Source organism: Deltaproteobacteria bacterium HGW-Deltaproteobacteria-2, from assembly GCA_002840505.1.
Lineage (GTDB): Bacteria > Desulfobacterota > Syntrophia > Syntrophales > Smithellaceae > Smithella.
Genome location: PHBC01000007.1, coordinates 50,304 through 76,735, shown reverse-complemented (window position 1 = coordinate 76,735; position 26,432 = coordinate 50,304). Strand labels below are relative to the sequence as shown.

The 26,432-nt window shown below is 41.0% G+C and carries 23 protein-coding genes; 18 read left to right on the top strand and 5 right to left on the bottom strand.

Annotated elements, in window-relative coordinates; all coding sequences use genetic code 11:
- Window positions 1-2: 2 nt before the first annotated feature.
- The 6 genes from CVU62_13600 to CVU62_13575 all read left to right on the top strand — a co-directional run bounded on the left by CVU62_13600 (window position 3) and on the right by CVU62_13575 (window position 8,752).
- Complete coding sequence (locus CVU62_13600) at window positions 3-3,356, top strand: hypothetical protein (protein PKN36760.1); 3,354 nt, start codon at window positions 3-5, stop codon at window positions 3,354-3,356.
- A gap of 311 nt (window positions 3,357-3,667) precedes the next feature.
- Entirely contained in the window at window positions 3,668-5,167 is a 1,500-nt protein-coding gene (locus CVU62_13595; GenBank protein PKN36759.1) for a leucyl aminopeptidase, read from the top strand.
- Window positions 5,168-5,386: 219 nt separating this feature from the next.
- Window positions 5,387-6,373 carry a peptide ABC transporter ATP-binding protein gene (locus CVU62_13590; protein ID PKN36758.1) on the top strand — a complete coding sequence of 329 codons (987 nt, stop codon included), beginning with the start codon at window positions 5,387-5,389 and terminating at the stop codon, window positions 6,371-6,373.
- A gap of 147 nt (window positions 6,374-6,520) precedes the next feature.
- Window positions 6,521-7,489, top strand: a complete 969-nt coding sequence (locus CVU62_13585; protein ID PKN36757.1) for a hypothetical protein — start codon at window positions 6,521-6,523, stop codon at window positions 7,487-7,489.
- A 16-nt stretch (window positions 7,490-7,505) separates the two neighbouring features.
- On the top strand, window positions 7,506-8,117 hold the full coding sequence (locus CVU62_13580; GenBank protein ID PKN36756.1) for an alpha/beta hydrolase: 612 nt from the start codon (window positions 7,506-7,508) through the stop codon (window positions 8,115-8,117).
- A 434-nt stretch (window positions 8,118-8,551) separates the two neighbouring features.
- Complete coding sequence (locus CVU62_13575) at window positions 8,552-8,752, top strand: cold-shock protein (protein PKN36755.1); 201 nt, start codon at window positions 8,552-8,554, stop codon at window positions 8,750-8,752.
- A 338-nt stretch (window positions 8,753-9,090) separates the two neighbouring features.
- On the opposite strand, the gene CVU62_13570 is transcribed toward CVU62_13575, so the two are convergent.
- Window positions 9,091-10,440, bottom strand: a complete 1,350-nt coding sequence (locus CVU62_13570) for an MATE family efflux transporter (protein ID PKN36754.1) — start codon at window positions 10,438-10,440, stop codon at window positions 9,091-9,093.
- A 118-nt stretch (window positions 10,441-10,558) separates the two neighbouring features.
- Between CVU62_13570 and CVU62_13565 the strand changes: the two genes are divergently transcribed.
- The 3 genes from CVU62_13565 to CVU62_13555 all read left to right on the top strand — a co-directional run bounded on the left by CVU62_13565 (window position 10,559) and on the right by CVU62_13555 (window position 14,016).
- Window positions 10,559-11,470, top strand: a complete 912-nt coding sequence (locus CVU62_13565) for a tRNA (adenosine(37)-N6)-dimethylallyltransferase MiaA (GenBank protein PKN36753.1) — start codon at window positions 10,559-10,561, stop codon at window positions 11,468-11,470.
- A complete protein-coding gene (locus tag CVU62_13560; GenBank protein PKN36752.1) occupies window positions 11,467-12,822 on the top strand; it encodes a hypothetical protein in 1,356 nt (451 codons plus the stop codon). Before CVU62_13565 ends, CVU62_13560 begins: the two co-directional genes overlap by 4 nt.
- Window positions 12,823-13,452: 630 nt before the next feature.
- Window positions 13,453-14,016: a hypothetical protein gene (locus tag CVU62_13555; GenBank protein ID PKN36807.1), complete on the top strand. Its 564-nt coding sequence runs from the start codon at window positions 13,453-13,455 to the stop codon at window positions 14,014-14,016.
- Between the two features lie 119 nt (window positions 14,017-14,135).
- Here CVU62_13555 and panB read toward each other — a convergent pair whose 3' ends face one another.
- Together panB and CVU62_13545 are read right to left on the bottom strand one after the other, a co-directional pair.
- On the bottom strand, window positions 14,136-14,954 hold the full coding sequence (gene panB / locus CVU62_13550; protein ID PKN36751.1) for a 3-methyl-2-oxobutanoate hydroxymethyltransferase: 819 nt from the start codon (window positions 14,952-14,954) through the stop codon (window positions 14,136-14,138).
- On the bottom strand, window positions 14,938-15,837 hold the full coding sequence (locus CVU62_13545; GenBank protein ID PKN36750.1) for a DUF2520 domain-containing protein: 900 nt from the start codon (window positions 15,835-15,837) through the stop codon (window positions 14,938-14,940). Before CVU62_13545 ends, panB begins: the two co-directional genes overlap by 17 nt.
- Window positions 15,838-15,995: 158 nt before the next feature.
- Between CVU62_13545 and CVU62_13540 the strand changes: the two genes are divergently transcribed.
- The 9 genes from CVU62_13540 to CVU62_13500 all read left to right on the top strand — a co-directional run bounded on the left by CVU62_13540 (window position 15,996) and on the right by CVU62_13500 (window position 24,584).
- The gene (locus tag CVU62_13540; GenBank protein PKN36749.1) at window positions 15,996-16,226 is read left to right on the top strand and encodes a hypothetical protein; all 231 of its coding nucleotides are present in this window, start codon (window positions 15,996-15,998) and stop codon (window positions 16,224-16,226) included.
- Between the two features lie 7 nt (window positions 16,227-16,233).
- The gene (locus tag CVU62_13535) at window positions 16,234-16,881 is read left to right on the top strand and encodes a hypothetical protein (protein ID PKN36748.1); all 648 of its coding nucleotides are present in this window, start codon (window positions 16,234-16,236) and stop codon (window positions 16,879-16,881) included.
- A gap of 93 nt (window positions 16,882-16,974) precedes the next feature.
- Window positions 16,975-18,354: a tRNA lysidine(34) synthetase TilS gene (tilS, locus tag CVU62_13530; protein PKN36747.1), complete on the top strand. Its 1,380-nt coding sequence runs from the start codon at window positions 16,975-16,977 to the stop codon at window positions 18,352-18,354.
- Between the two features lie 358 nt (window positions 18,355-18,712).
- A complete protein-coding gene (locus tag CVU62_13525) occupies window positions 18,713-20,536 on the top strand; it encodes a cell division protein FtsH (protein ID PKN36746.1) in 1,824 nt (607 codons plus the stop codon).
- A gap of 156 nt (window positions 20,537-20,692) precedes the next feature.
- On the top strand, window positions 20,693-21,889 hold the full coding sequence (gene folP / locus CVU62_13520; protein PKN36745.1) for a dihydropteroate synthase: 1,197 nt from the start codon (window positions 20,693-20,695) through the stop codon (window positions 21,887-21,889).
- 8 nt (window positions 21,890-21,897) lie between these two features.
- The gene (gene acpS, locus CVU62_13515; protein PKN36744.1) at window positions 21,898-22,278 is read left to right on the top strand and encodes a holo-[acyl-carrier-protein] synthase; all 381 of its coding nucleotides are present in this window, start codon (window positions 21,898-21,900) and stop codon (window positions 22,276-22,278) included.
- Window positions 22,279-22,310: 32 nt separating this feature from the next.
- Window positions 22,311-22,793, top strand: coding sequence for a tRNA (adenosine(37)-N6)-threonylcarbamoyltransferase complex ATPase subunit type 1 TsaE (locus tag CVU62_13510; protein PKN36743.1), 483 nt, complete (start codon window positions 22,311-22,313; stop codon window positions 22,791-22,793).
- A gap of 5 nt (window positions 22,794-22,798) precedes the next feature.
- On the top strand, window positions 22,799-24,019 hold the full coding sequence (locus CVU62_13505) for an aspartate kinase (protein ID PKN36742.1): 1,221 nt from the start codon (window positions 22,799-22,801) through the stop codon (window positions 24,017-24,019).
- Window positions 23,988-24,584, top strand: coding sequence for a hypothetical protein (locus tag CVU62_13500; GenBank protein ID PKN36741.1), 597 nt, complete (start codon window positions 23,988-23,990; stop codon window positions 24,582-24,584). The genes CVU62_13505 and CVU62_13500 overlap by 32 nt, the downstream gene beginning before the upstream one ends.
- A 214-nt stretch (window positions 24,585-24,798) precedes the next feature.
- On the opposite strand, the gene CVU62_13495 is transcribed toward CVU62_13500, so the two are convergent.
- Together CVU62_13495 and CVU62_13490 are read right to left on the bottom strand one after the other, a co-directional pair.
- A complete protein-coding gene (locus CVU62_13495) occupies window positions 24,799-25,428 on the bottom strand; it encodes a lytic transglycosylase (GenBank protein ID PKN36740.1) in 630 nt (209 codons plus the stop codon).
- Window positions 25,429-25,673: 245 nt separating this feature from the next.
- The gene (locus CVU62_13490; protein PKN36739.1) at window positions 25,674-26,426 is read right to left on the bottom strand and encodes a short-chain dehydrogenase; all 753 of its coding nucleotides are present in this window, start codon (window positions 26,424-26,426) and stop codon (window positions 25,674-25,676) included.
- Between the last annotated feature and the right edge of the window lie 6 nt (window positions 26,427-26,432).

Genomic DNA, 26,432 nt, shown 5'->3' with positions numbered 1-26,432 from the left:
TTATGTTTATAAAAAAATACTTTAAAATCGAATTACCGAGACGGTTGAAAAAAAATATGTCCCATACACACGGTTACAGCAGCAGTGGACCGATAAATGGTTTCACGCTCATCGAAATTATCGTAACTATGCTTTTGGTGGGTATTCTGGCGGCTGTTGGCGGTACGGCCATTGTTCAGGCCATCAAGGGATACGTTGAAGTCAAAGAAAATTCAGCGATAACCCAAAAGGCCCAAATGGCCATGTCCCGGGTCACGAGGGAAATCACCGAGATGATGAATGTATACTCCGCCGCAAGTAATGCGACGCTTCCCCTTACCGGTACAGGCAACTGCTATAGTACAACAGACTGCGTCCGGACAATCGGGCTGGACAATGGGGCAGTAAAGATCGCCTCCGGCAGTGGAACTACCCTGGCCAACGGTGATATTCTTATAAGTAATGTCGGCAATTTCAAGTTGACCTATTACAATGGAGCTGATGATACATCGACATGGCCGGCGGGAAACGACAGGAATCTTTCGGCCGTCAAAGTGGAGATGACCATTTCCCGTGCTGACGGCAAAGCATTGCAGCCTCTTACTGCGATTGTTCACCCCCGAAACAATGGGAACCTGGGTGGTAATCCACCGCCCACGACGACTCCCGGTTCTCTTTCCGTATCGACAGGATGGAACTGTTTTGTGGCGACGGCCGCATACGGAGATACTGCGCATCCGATGGTTCAGATTCTGCGGGATTTTCGTGATGAATATCTTGTCAACTGGCCGGGAGGCCGATGGTTCGTAAAAGAGTATTATGAGCACGGGCCGGCTCTTGCCAATATCATTCGCAACCAGCCGCTGGCCATGTGGGCTGTGAGATGCCTTCTGGCACCGGTGGTCGTTCTGGTATTTTGTTTGATGTACACGCCGCTGGCGATTCCTTTTATTCTTCTTATTTCGATTATACTAACAACAGCTCTGTTTGCCGTAAAACGCCGGGGAATACCCGCGGTATCAGGTGTTTTACGTTCACGAGGGAGTATCCTGATCAGCCTTATTATCACGATGGTAATCATGGCGGCGCTGGGAGCGGCCATGCTGCCCATGTTTACCTCTTCTTACATGAATGAGGCTTACGCGGATCAGGCCCGCAAAGCTTATTATCTGGCGGAATCAGGATTCCGGTATGCGGCATATAATTACCGCAGTGCGTCAACTGATGCCGCTAAAAATGCTGCTCTGACAAACATGAACAATCAGACATGCAATCTTCTCAACAATGCCGGTTCGTTTACTACCAAAGTTTATCCCTTCTGGTTTTATACCTCCGGGGCAACGGCAGCCGGGGCAACCTCGCTTCCGGCAACCTTCTACGGCACAAAATCAACGGAGTTAAACACTTCGGCTGCCGGATATCTGAAAGTAGGTACCGGTTATTATTCCTACTCCGGATTCAGTGTTTCGGGAACAACGGTTACCTTCAGCGGTTTTGCCGCTTCCTCGCCGACAACATCCGTGCCTGCCATTGCTTCCGGTGTAGATGTTCGACTGCTGGCCAAAACAAGCGGCTCTGCCCAAACACTTTCCAAAAACGGATCTCTGACTCTGAGTTCAACAGGTCTGGATGTTTTCCCGGCCTATAACGGAAACTTCACCTTAGTTAATTCAGGCGGTGCGGATATTAATTACGGCAGGGTTTTTAATTATACAAAAAGAGTGGGAACCACGCTTTATAATATTACACTATCCGATCCGGGCTTCAATACTCTTTGGACCAGTTCCATCAACGTTCCGGCGTCGTCCAAAGTAATTCTGGGGAAATTTGTCCGTCTAGCCATTACCGGAACTGTTGGTCAAACGTCCCGTACAGTAACCTACGACGCCCCTGTCGGACTGACCAGCGGTGGCGGATTCCAAAAACAGCAGGTAACGGACGATATGTCCAGCTCCGCTAACTGGTATACCTCATCGGCCATGGGAACTCAGGATTTCAATACTACTATTGACGGCAGTGCGGCAATGAAGGTGAGAGCAGGAGGCATGGTGGATACATCGCTTGGTGGTTTCTGGGGATGGTTATTTGGATCATTTTATGGATGGGGTTCCGACAGCGGCGTATGGAATCTTATCGAATTTAACTGGGCCAATACAAGCGCAAGTCTGGCTCAGGCCTGGATGGACACGCAGGGATTCCTGACTTACGACATGCAGGTAAAAGTTAAAAATACCCAGCCCTGGTTTTTTGCCGGCTTGAACTTCCGGGGAAATACAGACTCATCCGGGGATGATTTTTACACTTATGGAGTTTCTTTCGTCAAGCCTCGCGCAACACGTGTTTGTGTTGTGTGGCTTTTTGGATGTGGCTATGACAGTTGGAATTTAACTAATGATCAACCGCAAAATCTTATACCAGGTGGTGCATCCGGGTCGCTTTTTTCCAGCGGTGTTGAAACAAGTGGAGGTGGTTTTCTCTGGTCAACTCAAACCGGCTACGGTCGTCCGGCAATTGTTCTCTGGCAGCGCACCAGCTCCGGTTTTAAATGGCTGGCTTATAAAACATTACAAAACGGGGATGGCGTTATTTACAATAACGGTTCTGGTTACCCTCGTCTTACGGACTGGTCAACTTTAATGGTACGGGTTGCAGAAGGACATTCTCTAACCTTTATCAGTGGTGGTGGTAGCACCGGTGGCGAAATAAAGGAAGGCGATACAATTACCAATTCGGACGCAACAAAAAGCGCCCGGGTAGTCATGACACCGATTTTGACCAGTGCTACCGGTAGAAAAGTAGATTGGACAAATAGGATTGCTTCTGGAACTTTGGTTTTGGCCAATGTTAATGGAACGTTTAGCGTCGGCGAAGCCTTGTATGTGGGTGGAGTTCAACTGGCTACTGCGGGAACATATACCGCGACCAAGAAAAATTACATCAGGGTTTATTTTACCGATCCGACCGCCAGAGGCACGGCCAATAACACCGAGATAGATTCTTCCGGTACCGCCAACCGCAAGGCCAATGCCCGTGATACAGTGAATTGGCCACCTGATCCGCTGACCGACCTTGAATCCGACTCCAGTCTGGATTATGTGACACTGGTGCAATGGACAGGTTATAATACAGGTGTTTCGGCGATGACTTCCACGAGCGAACCCAGCGCTATTATCATAACCACTACTCTGGTAAGTCCTACATGGACTACTGCCGATACACTTGCCACTTTCGTGTCTGATGCTAACTCGGGAGCTCCCGGCGACAGTATCGGCTTAATGACGGCCACCGATTCAGGAACATCTACCTATTACGATGATTTTGCAATACAACTGGATTTAAATAGCGGCACCAGTTTCATGACGCCAGTTCAGTACTAGGATTGTTAAATGTGATAGGGCTGACATCTGCAAATGAAAGATATCAGCCCTTTTTTTTCAATTTATCTTCCTTTTAAAAAAATCCCCGCCCTTGATGGGAGGGGCAAGGGGAGGGTAAGTAGGGCGCGTTTCCCAAACGCGCCGTTTTCCGGATTGTTCGGGGATAACCTAAAGGTCACACGACAATCCCTACATAAAAATACCCCGCTCTTATCTATACGTGATTGCTCCTTAATAATTGACTTTTTTTGGGTATGTGTTATCTACAAAATCAACTGAAAAACCATAGCTATTAACAGGAGGAGGATAAGGTGAAGATATTTGTCAAAAAGGGAAAACTTGTCGATACGAAAAGCCAGGCAATTATTCTGCCGTTGTTTGAAGAAAACAAGAAGCTATCAGGAACTGCGCTGGAGATTGATAAAATCAGTGATGGATTAATCAGCGAAGTAATCAATAATGGCGATTTCGAAGCAAAACTTTCTCAAATATCTGTAATCTACACCAGGGATTCTCTCCCGGCACAAAGAATAGCCCTTGTCGGCCTGGGTAAACATAAAGAATTTAATCTGGAGAAGCTTCGCGGAGCTTTCGCCAAAGTCATGCAGCACCTGCGCAATCTTAATATTAAAGAAGCGGCAACCGAGATTAATTTAAATCTTCTTCCCCGCAAAAAAGATCAGGTAGCGCAGGCGGTAGCGGAAGGTTCCTTATTGGGGCTTTATCAATATACTCCGTTTAAAACTGTTGGACGTGAAGATTTGAAAGAGATGGAACAATTAACTATTGTTGCTGACGGAAAAGATTTTTCTTTAATTGAATCGGCAATAAAAAAGGCGCAAATTATTACGCAAGCCGTTTGTTTTGCGCGGGACCTTATTTCCGCTCCCTCCAACGAAATGACGCCGACCATTATGGCGCAAAAGGCGCAGGAAATCGCCCATAAAAAAAATGTATCCTGCCGGGTTCTGGATAAGACCAAAATGAAAGAAATAGGCATGAATGCACTTCTGGCTGTTGCCGCCGGAAGCAACGAAGAGCCGAAATTTATTATTCTGGAGTACGCGGGCGGCAAAAAAAGCGCGGCGCCAATAGTATTGGTGGGCAAGGGATTAACCTTTGACAGTGGCGGAATTTCCATCAAGCCCGCGGAAAAAATGGATGAAATGAAAACAGACATGTCCGGCGGCGCTGCAGTTATGGGTGTGATTATGGCGGCAACCGATTTGCAGCTTCCGTTGAATATTGTGGCGCTTGTTCCCGCCACGGAAAATATGCCCGGCGGTTCCGCTTGTAAACCGGGTGATATTGTAAAATCATATTCCGGAAAAACCATTGAAGTTCTCAATACTGATGCCGAGGGGCGTCTGATCCTCGCCGATGCTCTTGCGTATGCGTCGGAGTTGAAGCCGGCAGCTGTTGTTGATGTGGCGACTCTTACAGGCGCTTGCGTTATAGCACTGGGTGATGATGTGATTGGTATGCTCGGTACGGATGATAAACTTAAAAATGAAATAAACGGGGCTGCTAAAACTACCGGAGAGCTTGTCTGGGAGCTGCCCCTGTGGGAAAGCTATCACGAACTTATCAAAAGCGATATTGCCGATTATAAAAACAGCAGCGGACGGGCTGCCAGCACAATTACTGCTGCCGCTTTTTTGAGTAAGTTCGTCGGAGATTCACCCTGGGTGCATCTGGATATTGCCGGTCCGGCCTGGACAACTAAAGATAAAACTTATATCCCCAAAGGGGCATCGGGGGTCACAGTTCGATTACTTGTGGAATTCCTGCGTAATCGCACCCAGAAATAATAAAAATTGCTTTCGAATATTAAAATATGGATTATTAAAAGATACTATACAAAGAGAATCCACTTCTTGACGTATGCTAATACCTACTTTCGAAAAAAAGATGTCATTTCGAAGGAGCGAAGCGACAGAGAAATCTTTATAATTGTTAATCAGATATCTCCCTGCGGTCGATATGACATCCTTTTACTGAAACACTACACTAGGTAATTGATATAGACTATGCCTCTGCTTCTGGAAATAAAAGACTTACAAACAGCATTTGATACCACACAGGGAAGAATTAATGCTGTCAACGGAGTTTCGCTGGAAGTCAATTCCGGTGAAACCATGGGCATTGTCGGCGAATCCGGATGTGGTAAAACAATGCTGGCCCTTTCCATTATGCGGCTCATTCCCGCCAACGGCAAAATCATCAATGGCGAAATATTTTTTTCCGGCCAGGATTTATTAAAAATATCAGATGAAGAAATGCGCCTTAAACGCGGCAGTGAAATCTCCATGGTTTTTCAGGAGCCAATGACTTCCCTCAATCCTGTTTTTCGCGTCGGTGAACAGATAGCCGAGGCCATTCGCCTGCATCAGCATCTTCCGGCAAAGCAAGCCATGGAGTTAAGCGTTGAACAGTTACGTGAAGTGGGTATTCCCGATCCTCAAAAACGTGCATTGGATTATCCGCATAATTTCAGCGGCGGTATGCGCCAGCGGGTAATGATTGCCATGGCCATGTCCTGTCATCCGCGGCTAATGCTGGCCGATGAACCAACAACGGCTCTGGATGTTACCATTCAGGCGCAAATTCTGGATTTGATTTCCGGTTTGAAACAAAAAAATAAGATGGCTGTCGTTTTAATTACTCATGATTTGGGAGTGGTTGCTGAGGCGGCTCAAAAAGTTGCTGTAATGTATGCGGGGGAAATAGTGGAAAGTGCGGCCGTGGAAAAAATATTCGACAATCCTCTGCATCCTTATACTCATGGTTTACTGGAATCGGTTCCGGCCAGATGCGTGAGATCTTTGCAAAGAGGAGAATATCTCAAAACCATTCCCGGATCTGTTCCGGGTTTATATGATTTTGTTCAGGGCTGTCGTTTTCATGACCGGTGTTCTTTAGCCGTAGAAGTTTGTGCGCGAATAAAGCCGTCGCTTTCGGAAGTTGAGCCCGGACATTTTGTTTCCTGCTGGAAATACAGCGCGGGGGACAAATAACCAGTACCTGCCGGCTAAAGAAAGCTGTCATTTCGAAGGAGTGAAGCGACCGAGAAATCTTGATATTTAATATAAAATAAAGATATCTCCCTTTGGTCGATATGACAATGTTTTACTGGTATATAACAATAAATTAGAGAGTGAACAATGTCTAACGCGCTTATTGAAATTAAAGAGTTGAATAAAAAATATGCTTTGAGTGGCAGTTTTTTTAGCTCCCAAAAGAGAATTATCCACGCCGTTAAAAATATTGATCTGCAAATTATTAAAGGTGAAACTCTGGGGCTGGTCGGTGAATCAGGTTGCGGTAAATCCACGCTGGCACGCCTGATAACCAGATTGGAGAACCCTTCATCCGGTCATGTGAATTTTAAGGGAGAAAATATATTTTTATACGATAAGAAAGCGTTAAAATCCTATCGCCGTAGTGTCCAGATGATTTTTCAGGATACTTATTCTTCACTCAATCCGCGGAAATCCGCTTTGAGCACAATCAGAGAACCTTTGTTGATTCATCGTTTGGCTGGAGGAAAGGAGCGCGATGAAAAAGCTCTGGCGATCATGGCCAAAGTTGGTTTAAAAAAAGAACAGGCCAATCGTTATTCGCATGAGTTCAGCGGGGGACAGCGTCAGCGCATAGGCATCGCCAGGGCGCTTGTTTTGAACCCGGAGTTAGTCATTGCCGATGAGCCTGTTTCTTCTCTGGATGTTTCCATTCAGGCGCAGATTCTTAATCTGCTTAAGGATTTAAAAAATGATTATAATTTGACATATTTATTTGTTTCCCACGACCTGAACATTATTCGGTATATTTCTGATCGCGTTGCCGTAATGTATTTGGGTAAAATTGTCGAACTGGCGCTAAACAGCGATATTTATAATCGTCCGCTTCATCCTTATACACGCATGCTGCTCTCGGCAGTGCTATCGTGCGATCCACGAAAGAAAAAAAGAATAATAAACATAAAAGGTGAAGCAGGCGCTGAAAATGAAGAAGGGTGTGTTTTTCAAAACCGTTGCTCATACAAAGTGGAAATATGCGGAAGAATAGAACCGCAATTGGTAAAATTTGACGAACATAGTTTCTGCGCCTGTCACATGGCTGGCACAATATAGATTTGTCGGAGAAATAATGCCGGAAGAGAAAATATATATAAAAAATGGTTCACTGAAAATCGAAGGTTTATTAAGCAAATCTTCGAAAGAAAATGGCGTTGTAATTTGTCATCCGCATTCATTGATGGGCGGTTCGATGCACAACAATGTTGTGGAAACCCTGCAGGAAATTTATACTGCTGAAAATTATTCGACTCTTAGATTTAATTTTAGAGGTGTGGGCGAAAGTACAGGTTTTTATGATGAGGGTAGAGGCGAGAAAGAAGATATTTTTACCGTTTGTGAATATTTAAAAAAGATGGGACTGACAAAATTGATTTTGGCGGGCTATTCTTTCGGCGCATGGGTTGGTTCAAAAGTCCTCGAAGAAAGCAACAATCCTTTTGCCGGCAGTGTATTTGTTTCGCCGCCTGTTGATTATTTTAATTTTAACTGGGATGATCTGAAGAATAAAATCAATTTCATGATCTGTGGGGATCACGATCAGTTCTGCATGATAGATGTTATAAAACGGCTCGCGCAAAAAATAAATTCACCCTTGGAAATCATTCACGGTGCGGATCATTTTTATATGGGAAAAGAAAAAGAACTTGCGCGCATTTTGCGCAAATACATGGTTGAAGCGTGAAGCAGTGTGCGGTGAATTATCTTCGATTATAAAGAAAATAAAAATTAAGTATTCGCTCGCTACCGGATCCGATGAAAAAATAATATATAAAAATCCCTCTTTCGAGGGATTGATTATTTTTTGATAATTATGGATATGTATTTATCGTCATTATATTGTATAAAAATAATATTTAAGTATTTAAAGAAAAAGCTTGATTTTAAGAAAAAACGTTGTTAATAATTACAGCAACGTAAAAAAATCATAAATATTTCTTTACATTTGTTGAGAAGATAACTGTTGTGTTAGCTAGAAAATTGTTAGTGTTACATCTCACGAAAAATAAAATAACCGCGAAGAATTCTTCATTTGAAAAGCTGAATTCGCGCGGTTTTTTAGTTTCTTACGGACTTTAGTCTGGTAAGGAACAAATATTTTAAAGGAGGGTTATAGCTTTGGCGGAAGGAAAGGTAAAATGGTTTAACGAGAAGAAGGGGTTTGGCTTCATTGAAAATGATGAAGGAGGAGATGTTTTTGTTCATTATAGTGCGATTAACGGGACAGGATTCAAGACACTTTATGAAGGTCAGAAAATTCGTTTCGATATCGAACAGGGAAATAAAGGACCCAGCGCAACAAATGTTCAGCCACTATAATATTTTCATTAATTAATTTAACTCGAACTATTAAACCAAAAAATGCCCCGTCATACGGGGCATTTTTTTTAATGAGACAAGCTGAAAACAAGCGTAGTGAAGTTTGTCCCTGCCACCTAAAGGTGACGGGATAATTCGCTCTAAGATTATTCGGGCACTACGTTTCGAAAAATCAAGGCTCATTAAAGCGTAAGTCGAATTATCCCAGGAGCGAAGCGACGCGGGATATGGAAAAGCTGAACCATTCACTTCGCTCGTTTTACTCCGGCGCTATGCGCCTAGTATAATTCGTCTAGCAAGCTTCAGCGCACTTAGTTTCTGAAGCTTGGGTCTCATTATCAGCTTGTCTCATTAAAACGACGAAGCTCTTTCTTTGCGTAATAAAGAACTGCGAATAATGCCAGTAGATTGGCAAAAGGCATTGCCAGCCAGGCTCCGGCAAGGCCAAACCACAATGGTAAAAGAATCAAAAGAGGAATGAGTGCAATACAGTCGCGAAAGAAAAGTAAAAACATGGCCAGAGTTCCTTTCCCCAGTCCAAGAAACATATTAATAAAAATTACGATCGGAGCTATCAGAACAAGTGCTGAGGCAAAAATGCGTATAGCGGGGGTGGCAATAGTTGCTAAAGAAGGGTCTTTAGAAAAAAGTCCGACTATCTGTGCGGCGAATATCTCTAAAATTATTGAAGCAACAGCAGCAAGGGAAACGGATACTTTCAGGGCAACAAAAACTGCTTCTTTAAGTCTTTGATAAAGTTTGGCACCTTCACTATATCCAATAACAGGCATTAAGCCGAAGCCGATACCAAAGAGCACCATAGTGACTAAACTATTTACTCGAAAACATATTCCCAGTGCCGCTATAGCCATAAAGCCGAAATGTGCTAAAACATGATTATAAATGACCAGAACAATGCTGACAACTAAATTTGTGGCGATGGAAGGCAATCCGGTTGAGAAAATCGAATTAATCGTGGATAGGTCAGGAACAAGATATTTCCATTTTAGTTCATATTTAGATGACTTCAACTGAATAAAATATACTGAAAACATAAAAGCAATACATTGCGCGAAAACGGCAGCGAAGGCAGCTCCTTTAATTCCCAACCGGGGAAAAGGCCCGATTCCGAAGATTAATAAAGGGTCAAGAATTGCGCTGCAAATAGAAGCAATTAAAACAACGTACATGGATAAAAGAGGTCTTCCTTCCACGCGAAGTAAATAATTGGACATCATCGAAAAAAAGAGGAAAGGCGAACTGAAAACGATGACATAAAGATAATCGTGACAAAGAGGAAGTATTTCGTTAAAAGCGCCGAAAAAAATAAGAATTGTATCACCAAAAAATAAAACAGAAATGATCACGATTAAACCAGAGAAAAAGGAAAGAAAGAAAATTTGACCGGCTGTCTTTTGTGCCTGAAGAATTTTCCCGGCACCGAACATTCGGGCAGAAAAAGAACCTGCACCAATACCTGTTCCCACGCCGATTGCGGCAAAAATCATTTGAACGGGAAAACAAACGGTGAGAGCGGCCAACGCTTCGGAGCTTAATCTTGCCAGCCAAAAGGTGTCAATAAAATTATATATAGACATGGCTGTCAGCGCTATAATAGATGGCCAGCTCATTTTTAAAATAAGCGGGAAGATTGCTTCTTTTCCTAAATCCAGACTTTTAATCATTATTCTTAGTCATTATTGGCAAAATAATATTTATATAGTAGACAATGCATATATTTAATGATTCATAATTTCAAGGCAATAGTAATGCCAACTAATGTTTGATAGCTAATCGGTATAAAGTATGGCAAAAAATCTGATTGTAATTCTTGGTCCGACAGCATCAGGTAAAACACACCTGGCGGTGAGGCTTGCCTATGATTTGCATGGTGAAATAATTTCTGCTGATTCCCGTCAGGTTTATAAAAAAATGGATATTGGTACAGGCAAAGATTTAGACCAGTATATTATTAATGCCCGGCGGATTCCTTATCATTTGATAGATATCATAGATCCTGAAAACGAATTTAATCTATTTGAGTTTCAAAACAGATTTTACGAAGCATTCGATAACATGATTGAGAGAGGAGTTGTGCCTGTTCTTGTCGGAGGAACAGGTCTTTATCTGGAATCGGTTTTAACGGGATACAATATGCCACACGCCCCGGTGGATAAAAAATTGCGGGAAGATTTAAATCGGAAATCAAAAGATGAACTGCAAAAAATGCTCTTGGATTTAAAACCACTTTTGCATAATAAGACAGATCTTGAGGATTCCGAAAGATTAATCCGGGCAATAGAAATTGAGCGGGCACGAAATATAACAGATCATGCTCAACAGGGAAGGGCGGATATTGATGCTATAGTTTTCGGCATCAGATGGGAAAGATCAACTGTGCGGCAGCGTATCACGGCGCGATTGAAAGAACGATTGAATCAGGGAATGATAGAAGAAGTGATGAAACTGCATGCATCAGGATTGACTTGGACGAAGTTAGAGAGCTTTGGATTGGAGTATCGTTTTATTTCCCAATATCTGCAAAAGTTAATTACATTTGAAGACATGGAAAAAAAATTAAATACAGCCATTCACCAGTTTGCCAAAAGACAGGAAACATGGTTTCGGCGTATGGAGAAAAAAGGAATAGTGATTCAGTGGATCTCCGGCAATGACTACACTTTATTAAAAGAAAGCGTGATGAAATATTGGCGATGAGAAGAAAATCTATAATAGATACTTATCTGCAAAAGTACTCGGTTGGAGAGAAGTGGCAATTAACAGCAAAGGACACTGACAATATTTCTCAGGTTATAGTTATACCGGCTTATGCGGAAAAAGAATTACTTTTTTCTACACTGGCCTCCCTTGCGCAAAATCCGCCTTCATCTTTGGAATATTCTTTTGTGCTGTGTGTCGTTAATAATAAGGATAATTCACCTTGTGAAGCCATAGAAAATAATCTTTGGACAATCGAATGTCTGGACACTCTGATGGCACGGAAGTCTTTAAAAAAAATCAGTGCGAAAAAGAACATATATCCTCTTTTGGATGATATTGCTGATTCAAAATTGAAAATTGGTTATATCAATGCCGCTTCAAAAGGATTTGAAATGCCGCAAAATACCGGAGGTGTGGGTATGGCAAGAAAAATAGGAATGGATATGGCATTGCGCCTGTTAAGAAAAAGTTCGGTGTTTCCCCATGTGATTTTGTGTCTGGATGCCGATACGCTGGTCAGGGATAATTATTTGTCCGTAATAAATAAATATTTTACGCCGGAAATTAAAACAGCAATTTTAGCTTATGAACATCAAATGCCGCAGACTTATGAAGAACAAGCCGCAATTGTCTGTTATGAAATATTTCTGCGTTACTGGATTCTGGGATTAAAGTACGCTAAATCACCTTGGGCGTTTCATTCCATCGGTTCGACTATTGCCGTTTCAACTGAAGCATATATACAAGTCAGGGGAATGAATAGGCGTGAAGCGGGAGAAGATTTTTATTTCCTCAACAAACTCGCTAAAACGGGAGGAGTTAATTACATTAAAGATACATGTGTTTATCCTTCTGCCCGGTCATCAACGCGTGTTCCTTTTGGAACGGGCAAAAGAATACAAAGATTTCTTTCCGGTGCTTGCGAAGAAGAATATATTTTGTATGATACGCGAATATTCACAATATTGGGTGATTGGCTGAAACTTATGAACAGCAGTTTTCTTTGTGATGAAAATGAAATTTTAGCAAAAGCAGGAGAAATTCACGGTGTGTTAAAAAATTTTCTAATAATTAACGACTTCGCTGTAGTCTGGCCAAAGATAAGTCGTAATTCTAAGGACGAAAAGACGCTGGCCCGTCAGTTTAATGATTGGTTTGACGGATTTAAGACTTTAAAATTGATTAATTATTTTACAAAGGAGATTTATCCTCAAATTAACATGTTCGAAGCTCTGAACAGGATTCTTTCTATGTCGGGAATACAGGGACCAAAACAAAATTCGGGAATAAAAATTCCCAAGTTGGAAGATCAAATAGAAATGCTGCAATATCTACGCAGTATGACTTAACGATGAATCTAAGTTAATCCCGCGTCGCTTCGCTTCAGAAATATGGCCTCATTAAATCAGGATAATTACCTTGACTGATATTAGTATTTTGCATATAGATTAAAAAAGAAAAAAGGCTGCTAATTCTTTCGGGGGAGGAGATTCATGAAAAATATAATTAATAAAAGTTGGCTGGCTATTTCCGTTTTATTTGTTTTTGTCCTGATGTTCGGTTGTAGCGACAATGATAAGGGCAAGAAAGAATCTCCGGCCTCGGCAGTATCCGGATCCATCGCATCCGGTAATACACAAAATGTAATAGCTGGACAAGGAACGGCAACTGATGCAGCCGTCAGTGTAAATGGGAAAATATTGAAAAAATCTGAATTGGAGAGTTTGGTAAAAGACAGGTTAGCAATGCTCAAAGAGAAGATTCCTGCCGATAAACAAAAAGAAGTCAAGGAAGATATTAAAAAACGGCTGGTGGAAGAATTCATCATGCGAACAGTTTTAAACGAAGAGATCACAAGAAAAAAAATTGAAGTAAGCGAACAGGAAATAAAAATAACAAAAGACAAAATACAGGCAAGTCTTCCGCCAAACAAGAAGTTGAGTGACTTCCTTAAAGAAAACAGGATATCTCAAGAAGATATGATCTTCTTGATTAAGGTCGAAAAGTTTGCAAATAAGGAAATAGGAAATAAACTAAAACCCACTCAAAAGGAAATAAACAAGTTTTATCAAGAGAATAAAGATAAGTTATTTCTCAGTCCGGAAAGTGTCCACGTTCGTCATATTCTGGTATCCGTCAACAAAGATGACAGTGAAAAAATAAAAGCAGAGAAAAAGGCTAAGATAGAAAATTTACGCAAACAGTTATTAAATGGCGGTGACTTTGCTGAATTGGCACGTAAGAATTCCGATTGCCCCAGTAAAGAAGCTGGCGGTGATCTTAATTTCATAAAGAAGGGGCAAACTGTGAAAGCTTTTGATGACGCCGCTTTTTCACAAGAGAAAAATGCTATTGGTCCAGTGATCAAGACAGAATTTGGCTATCATGTTATTCAGGTGCTGGATCGCAAACCTGCAAAAAAAATTGCTTTAGGAGAGGTAAAAGACAGAATTTCAGCTTTTCTGGAACAGCAAAACAAATCAAAAGCTTTTGCGGATATCCTGAAGAAATTACAGCAAAATGCTAAAATAACTACTTATTAATAAGACATAATTTTCGCGATTCTGTGGAACTGCGCGAGAAATAAAATATTTAGTCGAATTAATGACACTTGCTTAAAACAAGAGCAGCGAAGTTTGAAGCGTCATTAGAATTAATAATATTATTTAAAACTATGTTCGCTATCAGGGAAAGTTCCATGTTTCACTTCCGTGATGTAGGTTTTTACCGCTTTTTTAATTTCCAGATTTAGATTGGCGTATTTTTTTACAAATTTAGGTGTGAATTTGTCATACATACCTAATATGTCGTTAATTACAAGAACCTGCCCGTCGCATTCAACTCCGGCGCCAATTCCAATGGTGGGAATAGAAATGGATTGAGTAATTTCAGAAGCGAGTCCTTCCGGAATACATTCCAGAACGACAGAGAATGCTCCCGCTTCTTCTATGATCTTCGCATCTTCAATAATTCTGTGGGCGGAATCTTCTTTTTTCCCCTGTACCCGGTATCCGCCTATCTGGTGGATGGACTGAGGAGTTAAACCCAGATGGGCCATAACCGGAATTCCCGCAGAAGTGATCTTTTGAATAGTATCCGCATATTCTCTGCCGCCTTCTAATTTAACTGCCTGGGCGTTTGCTTCCTGCAAAAAACGACCCGCATTGGCCAGAGCGGTTTGTGGAGAGACCTGATAAGATAAAAAAGGCATGTCCGCTACGATTAAAGCGCTGTTAGCGGCTCGAGAAACTGCTTTGGTGTGATGAAGCATGTCTTCCATAGTTACAGGCAGGGTAGTATCATAACCTAAAACAACCATCCCCAGGGAATCGCCGACCAGGATAATATCGATATCGCTTTCATCCATTATGGAAGCCATTCCGTAATCGTAAGCCGTCAATACAGCAATTTTCTCTCCCTGGATTTTCATCTTTTTTATGTCAAGGATTGTTTTGCGGTTAGTCTTATTTTGCGTGCTCATTTTTTACTCCTTTTAAAATAGCGTTAATTTCTTTTGCCTGCCGGGCATTTAAGGTTCCTTTTTTTTGTGCAACTTTAACAGTTATTAATCCGAGAGAAGAATATAAAGATGAATATTGCGGCAGATTCTTGTTAAGGGCCGAAATATGTTTTTTAATTGTGCCTAAATCTCCACGGGCGATGGGACCTGTAAGAGATGGAATCGAACCGGAATTCTCAATGTTTCTGAGGCTGCCGTATACTAAAGGCAGATAAGCTTTCTTTGCATCTTTTTCATTCAATCCGATAGCCTGATAAATTGATTCCACCGTATTCATCAGGGCAACCAGATAATTGGAGGCAATGCAAGCGGCCGCATGGTATAGCGGTTTTTGATTGGAGGATATAAAAAAAGGAATGCCTCCCAAATCGCGAACAATATTCCTTGCCGGCGCTTGAGCTTTTTTATCCGCTGTGACTGCAAAATAACTGCCGGGGATGTTTTTTATGGCCTGATCAATTGAAGAAAAGCTCTGCAGGGGATGAATGCTGGCAACTGCCGCTCCCGCTTTTTTTGCCGCATCAAGAATATCCAGATCACCTGCTCCACTCATGTGGAAAACGAATTTGTTTTTTATTGCCGGATAAAGGGCAATTTCCTTGCAAGCGCAAGAAATTGCATCATCAGGGGTGGTAAGTAAAATGCAGTCGGCTTTTCGCACTGCTTCTTGCGGGTTGCGGAACACTTCTCCTCCGGTATAAACCTGAGCTCTTTTCAGCGCAGCAGGAGATTTATCGACAATGGCGGTTATTTTATATCCGGCTTTTTTTAACAAAAAGCCTATGGCTGTTCCCACCATGCCTGTGCCGATTATGGCAAAATTATTTATATATCGTTTATTCATATTTAAATCCCGTGTCGCTTCGCTCCTGGTATAATTCGCCTAACGATTCATACTTCATCCCGACTTGTCGGGATTCGTTTTCAGCTTGGCTCATTATCGGCAAGTTTCATTAAATAAAAAAGGTCTTCCGCAAAAAAAGGAAGACCTAGACAGTTCAGTTGAAGATAAATACCGTCTCAGTCGATAAAATGGATCCAAGCGGTTTTTATACATTTAACATTGGATGGGAACTTAGTCAAACAATTTTTATTCACGGGTATGATACCCTCCGCTTTGTCTCGATAGCGTCGGGATTCAACTTGCCAATTACAAAGCGCTTCGCTTTTGGAATTGGAGTTTCACAAAGAAACAAACTTGTATTTGCTGCGGTACTTGGTTATATTGTCTAAGGGTGAAATGATGAAAAAGATAGAATTAATGATATTTGATTTCGATGGCACTCTTGTTTCCACCGGCACCGATCTGATTCAAGCAATAAATTATATGTTGAATACACTGGCGCTAAAGGAAAAACCGGGACAAGAAATTCTTAGCTTCGTTGGCGACGGTATCGGCAAATTAATCGAAAGAGTATTGGGACAGGATAATATCAAGTATAGAGAAGAAGCAATGACAATATTTACTGATTACTACGGCAAACATCTTTTAGATAATGCCAGGCTCTGTCCGCATGTGGAGGAGGTTTTGAAAAATTATAAAAATAAAACTAAAATTATTTTGACGAATAAACGATATATTTTTACCTTAACTATAGCGCAAGGATTAAATATAGCCAAATATTTTGCAGAAATAATTGGAGCCGATTCCACACCATTCCTAAAACCCGATAGCCGTGTAATTGATTATATATTAAATAAATACAAAGCAACGAAAGAAGATACACTCATAATCGGCGATGGTATTAATGATATTGTTGTGGCCAGAAATTCGGGAATATTGAGTTGCGCTTGTTTAAATGGGCTAGGGAACAGACAGGCATTGCTGAATGCCCATGCCGATTATTATTGTGAAGATCTTCTGGGAATTAATTCTTTGTTTAATTAGAGAAACTCGCTGCAAACAAGTCCCGATGGGTCGGGATGAAGTTTGAAGCGTTAGTTGAACTTATCCCAGGAGCGAAGCGACGCGGGAATAGATATGATTGAAAAAGTAAGAAGTACAATAGAAAAATATAATCTGCTGGAAAAAGGCGAACGTGTGGTTGTGGCCCTTTCCGGAGGGCCTGATTCGACGGCACTTCTGGATGTCCTTGCCCTGGTAGCGCAGGAATTGGATTTGAACCTGATTATTGCTCATTTCAATCATGGATTAAGGGGTTCAGAATCAGAAGAAGACGAGATTTTCTCCCGTAATCTATCGGAAAAAAGAGGATTTGTTTTCGTTTCCGGAAAAATGGATCAGGGGAAAAAGGGAAAAGGCTTTTCTCCTGAAGATTTTTATCGACGGGAAAGATATAAATTTCTTAATAAAGTTGCCGAAGATTATCAGGCGCAAAAAATTGCCTTAGGGCATAATATGCAGGATCAGGCAGAGACTGTTTTGCTGAATCTATTGCGTGGAAGTGGCTTAGAAGGTCTTAAAGGTTTTTTACCAATACGTGAAGGCAGATATATCCGTCCGCTGATCGAAACATCCAGACAAGAAATTATTTCCTTTCTGAATAAAGAAGGGATTCCGTATCGCCAGGACAGTTCCAACGAAAACAAAAGATATTTGCGCAATCAAATTAGATTTGAATTGCTTCCTTATTTAAAAGAAAAATTTAATCCGAAAATCGAAGAAAGTCTGGCGCAAATGGCGGAAATATTGCGTTCGGAAGATGAATTCATTCGACAATATGTTACTAATGCTTTGAAATTACCGTTCATTCGGAGACAACAAAATCAAGTTTTGTTAAAAATAGAGGACATAAATAAACTAAATTCTGCTATACGCTGGAGATTGTTTAAAATCCTTTTGGAAAGTTTTAATCCGGCAAAGAACGGATTTTCTTTTATTCATATAAAATCTTTGGATGATTTGGCTAAAAAGAGCAAATCCGGTAAAAGAGTTGTTCTTCCTTTAGGAATCGAAGCCAGATGCGAATATGAGAATTTAATTCTGGAGAGAAAGAAAGATGTCTTCAAGCAAATGGAATATGAGTATACTATGAATATTCCCGGCTCTCTTTATATTAAGGAAAGAAACCTTACTATCCATTCAGAGCTTACGACAAAAGAAGAATTTGCTTCTAGCAGTAAAAATGAAATTTATTTGGATTTGGACAAAATTCAGCAACCTTTAATAATAAGAAATAGACGAGACGGAGATTGGTTTCAACCTTTGGGCATGCAGGGCAGTCAAAAAATAAAAAATTTATTTATTGACCATAAAATACCGCGATGCAAACGTAATGAAATTATACTGTTTGTTGATCGTCTTTCGGTAATATGGATAGAAAACATGCATTTAAACGACCGGGTCAAAATAACCGCAAAAACAAAAAATGTTCTCAGATTAAACATCGCAGAGTCATAAAAACAGCAAATTTACACAACCTGGTCTTTTTATAAGATCTTCAAAAATTATTTGAGTTATGTTGGATATTATTATAAAGATTATACCAGTTCGATTGTAATTACCATCTTACGGGCGGTAATTACCGGTAAGGTATAAAAATTATTTTATATGCGCTCCCCTGTGGGATGCCCCACCGGTCTTCGGCTAATTTTGTTGGCCGCGTCGTCGCGTTATCCTTTGACCGGATGCGCAACCAAAGGGCGCGCAATAAGAATAAGGCTTTTTACCCTACCGGGAAGTGACGCCGATCAGGCGGCAACTTCCAATCAAAATGGTATATTGTAATGATGTATAATTGATCTTAAGGAGAAAAATTTTGAATCAGTCTCAAAAAAATATAGCTCTTGTACTTACTCTACTGCTGGTATTTTTACTTGTCTGGCAGCTATTTAACCAGCCTAAAACGGGTACCAAAGACATAAATTATAGTGAGATGATCGCCTTTCTGGATAAAGGCGAGATAAGTGAAGTAACTATGCAGGGTGAGAGCATTACCGGTAAACTGACTAATGGTAATGCTTTTAAGACGTATTCACCCAAGGATGATAAGCTGGTAACGCAATTCAGAGAAAAAGGAGTCAAAATAACGGCCAAACCAACTGAAGATTCCTGGTATATGACGCTGTTAGTTTCCTGGTTGCCGATGATCCTTCTTATCGGCGTCTGGATATTTTTCATGCGCCAGATGCAGGCAGGTGGCGGAAAAGCAATGGCTTTTGGTAAAAGCAAAGCACGCCTAATTACTGATAAATCAAAAAGAGTTACTTTTGCCGATGTTGCCGGTATTGATGAAGCCAAGGCTGAGTTGGAAGAAGTGATTGATTTCTTGAAAGACCCCAAGAAATATACAAGGCTGGGAGGAAGAATTCCTAAAGGGTTATTACTCGTTGGTCCTCCCGGAACCGGAAAAACACTTTTAGCGAGGGCAATTGCCGGAGAAGCGGAAGTGCCTTTTTTGACAATCAGCGGCTCGGATTTCGTGGAAATGTTCGTTGGTGTTGGAGCTTCACGAGTCCGCGATTTATTCAGTCAGGCCAAAAAGAACGCTCCCTGCATAATTTTTATTGATGAAATTGATGCGGTTGGCCGTCATCGTGGCGCAGGTCTTGGAGGAGGGCACGATGAAAGAGAACAAACCCTTAATCAACTGCTGGTAGAGATGGATGGATTTGAATCTAATGAAGGTGTGATTCTTATTTCCGCCACTAACCGTCCTGATGTTCTTGATCCGGCATTGTTGCGTCCGGGCCGGTTTGACCGACAGGTTGTCGTGCCGCTGCCTGATGTGAAAGGAAGAGAAAAAATATTTGAAGTTCATGCCCGTAAAGCGCCGATTGCAGAAGATGTTGATTTTGCGATTTTGGCCAGGGGAACGCCCGGAACTTCCGGAGCCGATATTGAAAACCTGATTAACGAAGCGGTGCTGAATGCTGCCCGGGCAAATAAAGAAAAAGTCAACATGAGCGATTTTGAGTTTGCTAAAGATAAAATTTTAATGGGCACGGAAAGAAAGACCATGGTGATTAGTGATGATGAGAAACGTAATACCTCTTATCATGAAACGGGCCATGTTCTGGTGGCACGGATGATACCGGGAACCGATCCGATTCATAAAGTTACGATAATTCCCCGCGGAAGGGCTTTGGGTTTAACCCAGCAGTTGCCCATTGATGAAAAGCATACTTATCCACGGGAATATTTAGAAAAAAATATCGCAATTTTATTAGGCGGACGAGCTGCCGAAGAAATAATTTTGCATGATTTTACTACCGGCGCCGGCAATGACATTGAACGGGCGACAAATCTAGCCAGAAAAATGGTCTGCGAATGGGGTATGAGCGATAAGATGGGACCTTTGAGTTACGGAAAAAAAGAAGAGCAAATCTTTTTGGGGCGGGAATTTGCCACTCATAAGGATTACAGCGAAGATACGGCAAAACATATTGATGCCGAAGTCGTGTCTATCGTTACACGAAACTATGAAAAAGCAAAAAAGATTCTCACCGATCATATTGAAATATTGCATAAAATAGCAGAAGAACTCCTGGAAAAGGAAGTTTTAACCGGAGCAGAAGTAGATGTCCTGATAGGTAATATTCTGCCTGATATGCAATTGGCCGATTCAAAAAAAATCTCTTAAAACCACAACTTGATGTATCCCTGTTCCAGTTGTGGGAACAATATGCCGTAAATTGTGGGAAATCATGTGTTGAACGGAGCCTCATGTTCCTGATTGATGATTGATTTTCTGACTCGTCAATAAATATTTAATTAATATTAATGGTAAAATAGTCCTGTGAATATAATTAAAATAAAAGATCTAGAAGAAGCTACATCAGTATTCAAGAAAATTGGTGTTGATCCTTATGGCATTGACGCTATGGTTTCCAAAACAATAAACATTAATATTTTACTTGAAAGTCAACCATGTAAAGTTGCGAATATTATAAAACAAGAAATGTTATCGGTGGGCGGAGATGCCGCTGTTGCCAGGGGAAGCGTTTCCTGCAGTGTTCCTGCAAGCGATATTTTAATAATGGGCACAATAAAACAAATACTGGCAATGATAATAAAAATTGAAAAACAGCCATTTGGTTTAAATTCTATTGCCGCCAATATACGGGAATTGCTTAAAAACATCAGTCAAAAAGAATATATTTTAAAAACGTTTAGACGTGAAATTCAACTGGGCAAAAAAACTTTGATCATGGGAATTCTAAATGTTACGCCTGATTCTTTTTCCGATGGCGGGCTTTTTTATTCTCAGCAAAGAGCTATTGAGCGAGGATTACAAATGGTGGACGAAGGGGCGGATATTATAGATATCGGCGGAGAATCATCACGTCCCGGAGCTGCATCTGTTTCGACAACAGCTGAATTAAAACGAGTCCTTCCGGTAATTGATAGTCTAGTGAAACAGATAAAAATTCCAATTTCCATAGATACGAAAAAGGCACAAGTAGCCAGACAGGCTGTCGGAGCCGGTGCCGAAATAGTCAATGATATAAGTGCTTTGCATGCTGATAAAAAAATGACGAAAACCATCAAGGATACAGGTGCCGCTGTGATTCTTATGCATATGCGGGGTAATCCCCAAAACATGCAAAAGGGTAATTTAGTTTATAACAACCTAATGGCTGAAGTTGCGGATTATTTGAAAAAGAGCAGTGAAAAAGCTTTGAATGGCGGCATAGACAAAGATTGTCTGGTTATAGATCCAGGAATAGGTTTTGGAAAAACGCCGGATGATAATTATAAAATTGTAAAAAATCTTTCCCAGTTAAAAGTATTGGGGATGCCAATAATGGTTGGAACATCCCGGAAGTCTTTTATCGGCAAAGTGACCGGCGGTGAACCGAGTGAGAGAATGGAAGGCACGGCGGCGACAGTCGCCGCGGCGATTATGAACGGATGCCATATTATCCGGGTGCATGATGTGGCAGTTATGAAAAAAGTTGCCGCAGTTACGGACGCTATTGTCCATGCATGTTAGGTAAGATAATGATTTGTGGTATTGGAATAGACTTGGTCGAAAATGGCCGCTTAGAAAAGATAATTGAAAAATGGGGTGTTAAATTTTTGAAGAGAGTCTTTTCTGCGGGAGAGATACTCTACTGTGGAAAACATGTCCAATCATCAATACATTACGGTGCCCGCTTTGCAGCCAAAGAATCTTTTTTAAAGGCGTTGGGCATTGGTTTGGGCGGAGGAGTTAAGTTGAGCGATATTGAAGTTGTGAACGATAAAAGCGGAAAGCCGGCGCTCAAACTCTACAGAACAGCCAAAACTCAAATTGAAAAAAGAAAAATTACGAATATTCATTTGAGTTTGACGCATACGAAAAAATACGCTACTGCTGTTGTCGTATTGGAGAAAGAATAAAGTGGTATAAATACTGTTTATAGCTATTATAAATGAGTCAGAAAAATACAAAGATTGAAATAATATCAGCAAGTGCTCAGGAGACGTGGGAAATAGCGCAAGTCATTGGCGCAAAGTTAAGGGAAGGTGATGTTTTAGCGTTATCGGGCGAACTTGGGTCAGGCAAAACCTGTTTTACCGGTGGTTTAGCCCGAGGCTTAGGAGTAAGCGATAAATATCAGATTACGTCTCCGACTTTTACCTTGATTAATGAATATCCGGCCCGCTGTAAACTTTATCACTTTGATGTGTATCGGCTGAATAGTTACTCTGAATTCGAAGATTTAGGTTACGAAGAATATTTTTGCGGGAAGGGCATTGTTGTAATAGAGTGGGCGGAGAAAATAAATCAAATTCTTCCAGCCGATTCTTTTTTTATAAGTTTCGAATATATTGATGAAAACACGCGCAAAATTGTTATAAAAGGATTAAAAGACAGACTGAAGGAATGGGTAAGATATAAAAGTGGAGGTTAATAAAAATGGCTTTAATTGTTCAGAAATTCGGGGGAACATCGGTCGCGGATATTGAAAAAATAAAAAATGTGGCCGCGAAAGCAATTCGTGAAAAAAATGCGGGCAATGAAGTCGTAGTAGTTTTGTCAGCGATGGCCGGAGAAACTGATAGGCTCATCGCCCTTGCGCATAAAGCTGCCGAATCTCCTGACGAAAGAGAATATGATTCTTTAATTTCAACAGGCGAGCATGTTACGATAACTCTGTTATCAATAGTTTTGAATTCCATGGGGCATCGGGCAAGATCATTTTTAGGGTTTCAGGTTAAAATTCTGACGGATACAGCCCATAAGAAGGCTAGAATCGCTCTTATTGACACTAAAGAAGTTAAAAAAGAACTGAAGAAGGGAACGATTGTAGTTGTTGCCGGTTTTCAAGGTGTTGATAAAGATAATAACATTACTACACTAGGGCGTGGCGGTTCCGATACGAGCGCGGTAGCACTCGCGGCAGCTCTGAAAGCTGATCAGTGTGATATCTTTACAGACGTTGATGGAGTTTATACTACTGATCCTAATGTTTGCAGTAAAGCCCGAAGATTGAATAAAATATCTTATGATGAAATGCTGGAAATGGCTATGACGGGCGCAAAGGTTTTACAGCCTCGTTCTGTGGAGATGGCAAAAAAATATAATGTTCCTGTTTACGTGAAATCAACTTTTTCCGATGAAGGAGGAACGCTTGTGACTAAGGAGGATAAAGAAATGGAAAAAGAAGTTCTTTCGGGTATTACTTATGATAAAGATCAAGCCAAAATCACTGTAGTGCATGTTCCGGATAAACCGGGTGTTGCAGCCAGTTTATTTACGCCTTTGTCGGAGCACAATATCAGTGTAGATATGATAATTCAAAATGTAAGCGCGGAAGGTTTTACCGATCTTACTTTTACTGTATCTAAAAAAGAGATGAAAGAAGCTCAGAAGATAGTCAATGCTACAGCTAAGGCAATTGGAGCGAAAAAAGTTGAAGTTGACGATGATGTAGCTAAAGTATCTATAATTGGCGTAGGAATGGTAAGTCATTCCGGTGTTGCGGCTAAAATGTTCAAAACTTTGTCCAACGAAAGTATCAATATCATGATGATCAGCACATCGGAAATTAAAATATCCTGTATTATTAAACGAAAATATACAGAGCTTGCTGTTACTGCTCTGCATGATGCTTTCGGGTTGGAAAAGAAAAAATAGTTCCATGACTATTTCCAAAAGTCAAATTAAGGGACTGATCGCCGTTTGTGTAATCATGGCGATTATTCCCTTTTTTAATTATTACAGTTTATTTGTCAGTTATGAAATCCCAGCTTTTGTCGATCAAATAAATAATTTACTGGCGATTGAAGTGGTGAAAAAAGATCAGTCTCAAGGAATTTATTTTGTTGAGGCAGAGACATCCGCGGCAAAGTTTTTAGAGAATACCGGCATCAGAAAATTTTCGTTTCCGGATTTCAAGCTTAGTGACGGAATGAAAATCACGGTTGGTTCGTCTCCCGACGGGAATAATATTGCCGTGACAGAGATGGGCGCAGTTAAAAGGTTTGCCCTGGGAATAAAATTTGATCTTAATAAAGCTACGAAAGACGATTTGCTTCTGGTAAAAGGAATCGGCGAATCGACAGCAGGGAAAATATTGGATTTACGCGGCAGATTGAACCGGTTCCGGAATATAGAACAATTAATGGAAATAAAAGGTATTAAAGAAAGAAAATTGGCGGAAATCAGGAAATATTTATATGTTGAGAAGCATTCCAGATAAATTTATCCCGCTACGCTCCGCTTCGGGGATAATTCGACTATCGCTTCGAACCCTACGTCTCTTCGTTCCTAGGATAATTCGACCATCAAGTTTCAGTACGCTACGCTTCTGAAACTAGGGTCTCACTATTTCGCTACGCGCCTGGTATAATTCGTCCAGCAAGCTTCAGCGCACTTTATTTCTGACGCTTGGGTCTCATTCTTAGCGGGTCTTATTATTCGCCGTTGTATGACTTATAAAAACTATAAACACGCTTTACATAATTTTGAGTTTCCCGATAGGGAGGAATGTTATAATTATATTTGGCGACCGCTTTTTCTCCGGCATTATAAGCTGCAAGGGCCAGATCCAGATTTCCTTTGTAGGTATTGAGAAGATAACGCAAATAACGTGCTCCACCTTCAATGTTTTTTTCAGGATGAAAACTGTCTTCGACATTCATTGAAGATGCCGTTTTCGGCATTAATTGCATTAACCCTTGCGCTCCTACCCTTGAAACAGCTCGATGATTAAAATTGGATTCCGCTTTAATAATCGCTTTGATTAATGCAGAATCAAGTTTAAATTTGTTGGCGGCTTTGTTAATAAGTTCATCGTATTTGCTTACGTCAAGATTGGCCTGGAAAAGAATTCGTTTCTCTCTCATGATCATTACATATTTGACGTTATGGTCTGTAGGCACGTTGGTTAAATGCAGAACGCCTTCATTATCCACATACTTGTAGATATCGGCATGAGCAACATTTGCTGTGGTAATTATAAAAACAGTTAAAACTGTTGTAACCACTTGCAGGAATAAGCCTGTACTGAAATTAATTAAGTATTTATTATATAATGCTTTCATAGTTATATCTTACTTTATCATTGGTTTTAGATCAATGCTTTTTATTAACAAAGATTAATAAAAAAGTTATTGCGATAATAAGAGTTGAAGAAAAGCCAAGAAAAGCCTGATTTTATTCCGTTTCGCATTCAAGATGACACCGCGAAGGCAAGGAGGAGGCGACGCAGGTGTACATTTTACGTACTCCGAGTCGCCAGACGACGCGGCCGACAAAGGTGCCGCTTGAATGCGAAATGGAATTATCACTAGATAGTCATCCCACCGTCTATAACAAGTACCTGTCCTGTGACATAGCTTGACTCATCCGAAGCCAGATAAATAACAGCTCCAACCATTTCTTCCGGTTCGGCTGGACGTCCCAATGGAGTTCTACTCATTGCTATATTAAGGATATCCTGATTATTCACAATAGCCTCACTGAAGCGGGTCTTGGTAATTCCCGGGGCGATAGCGTTAACGCGAATATTGTATATGGCCCATTCTTTAGCCATGACTTTCGTAGCCATGTTCACGGCGGCTTTGCTTATAGAATAAACAGGAAGTATGTCGGGAGTTAATCCTGCTGTTGATGAGACATTGATAATTTTCCCTCCGCCTTTTTCTTTCATTATACGCGCCACAGCCTGACTCAGAAAAAAAAGCCCTTTTAAATTCAGATTTACAACGGAATCCCAGGCACGCTCATCTATTTCAATAGCCGGTGCCATCGTGGGACTTGTTCCGGCATTGTTTATGAGAATATCAATTTTCCCGAACTCCTTAACAACATTCTGAACAAGGTTGTTTATTTCATCCATTCTGCCGATATGAGCTGCAAAAGGCAGACACTTTCTCCCCGTTTTAGTTATTTCCACTGCTACCTTTTCCAAATCGGAAATTTTACGACTGGCAATTGCAACATCGGCGCCGGCCTGAGCCATTCTCAACGCGATTGCCCGGCCTATTCCACGACTGCCTCCGGTAATCAAAACAACTTTATTCTTTAAAGATAAATCCATTTTTTA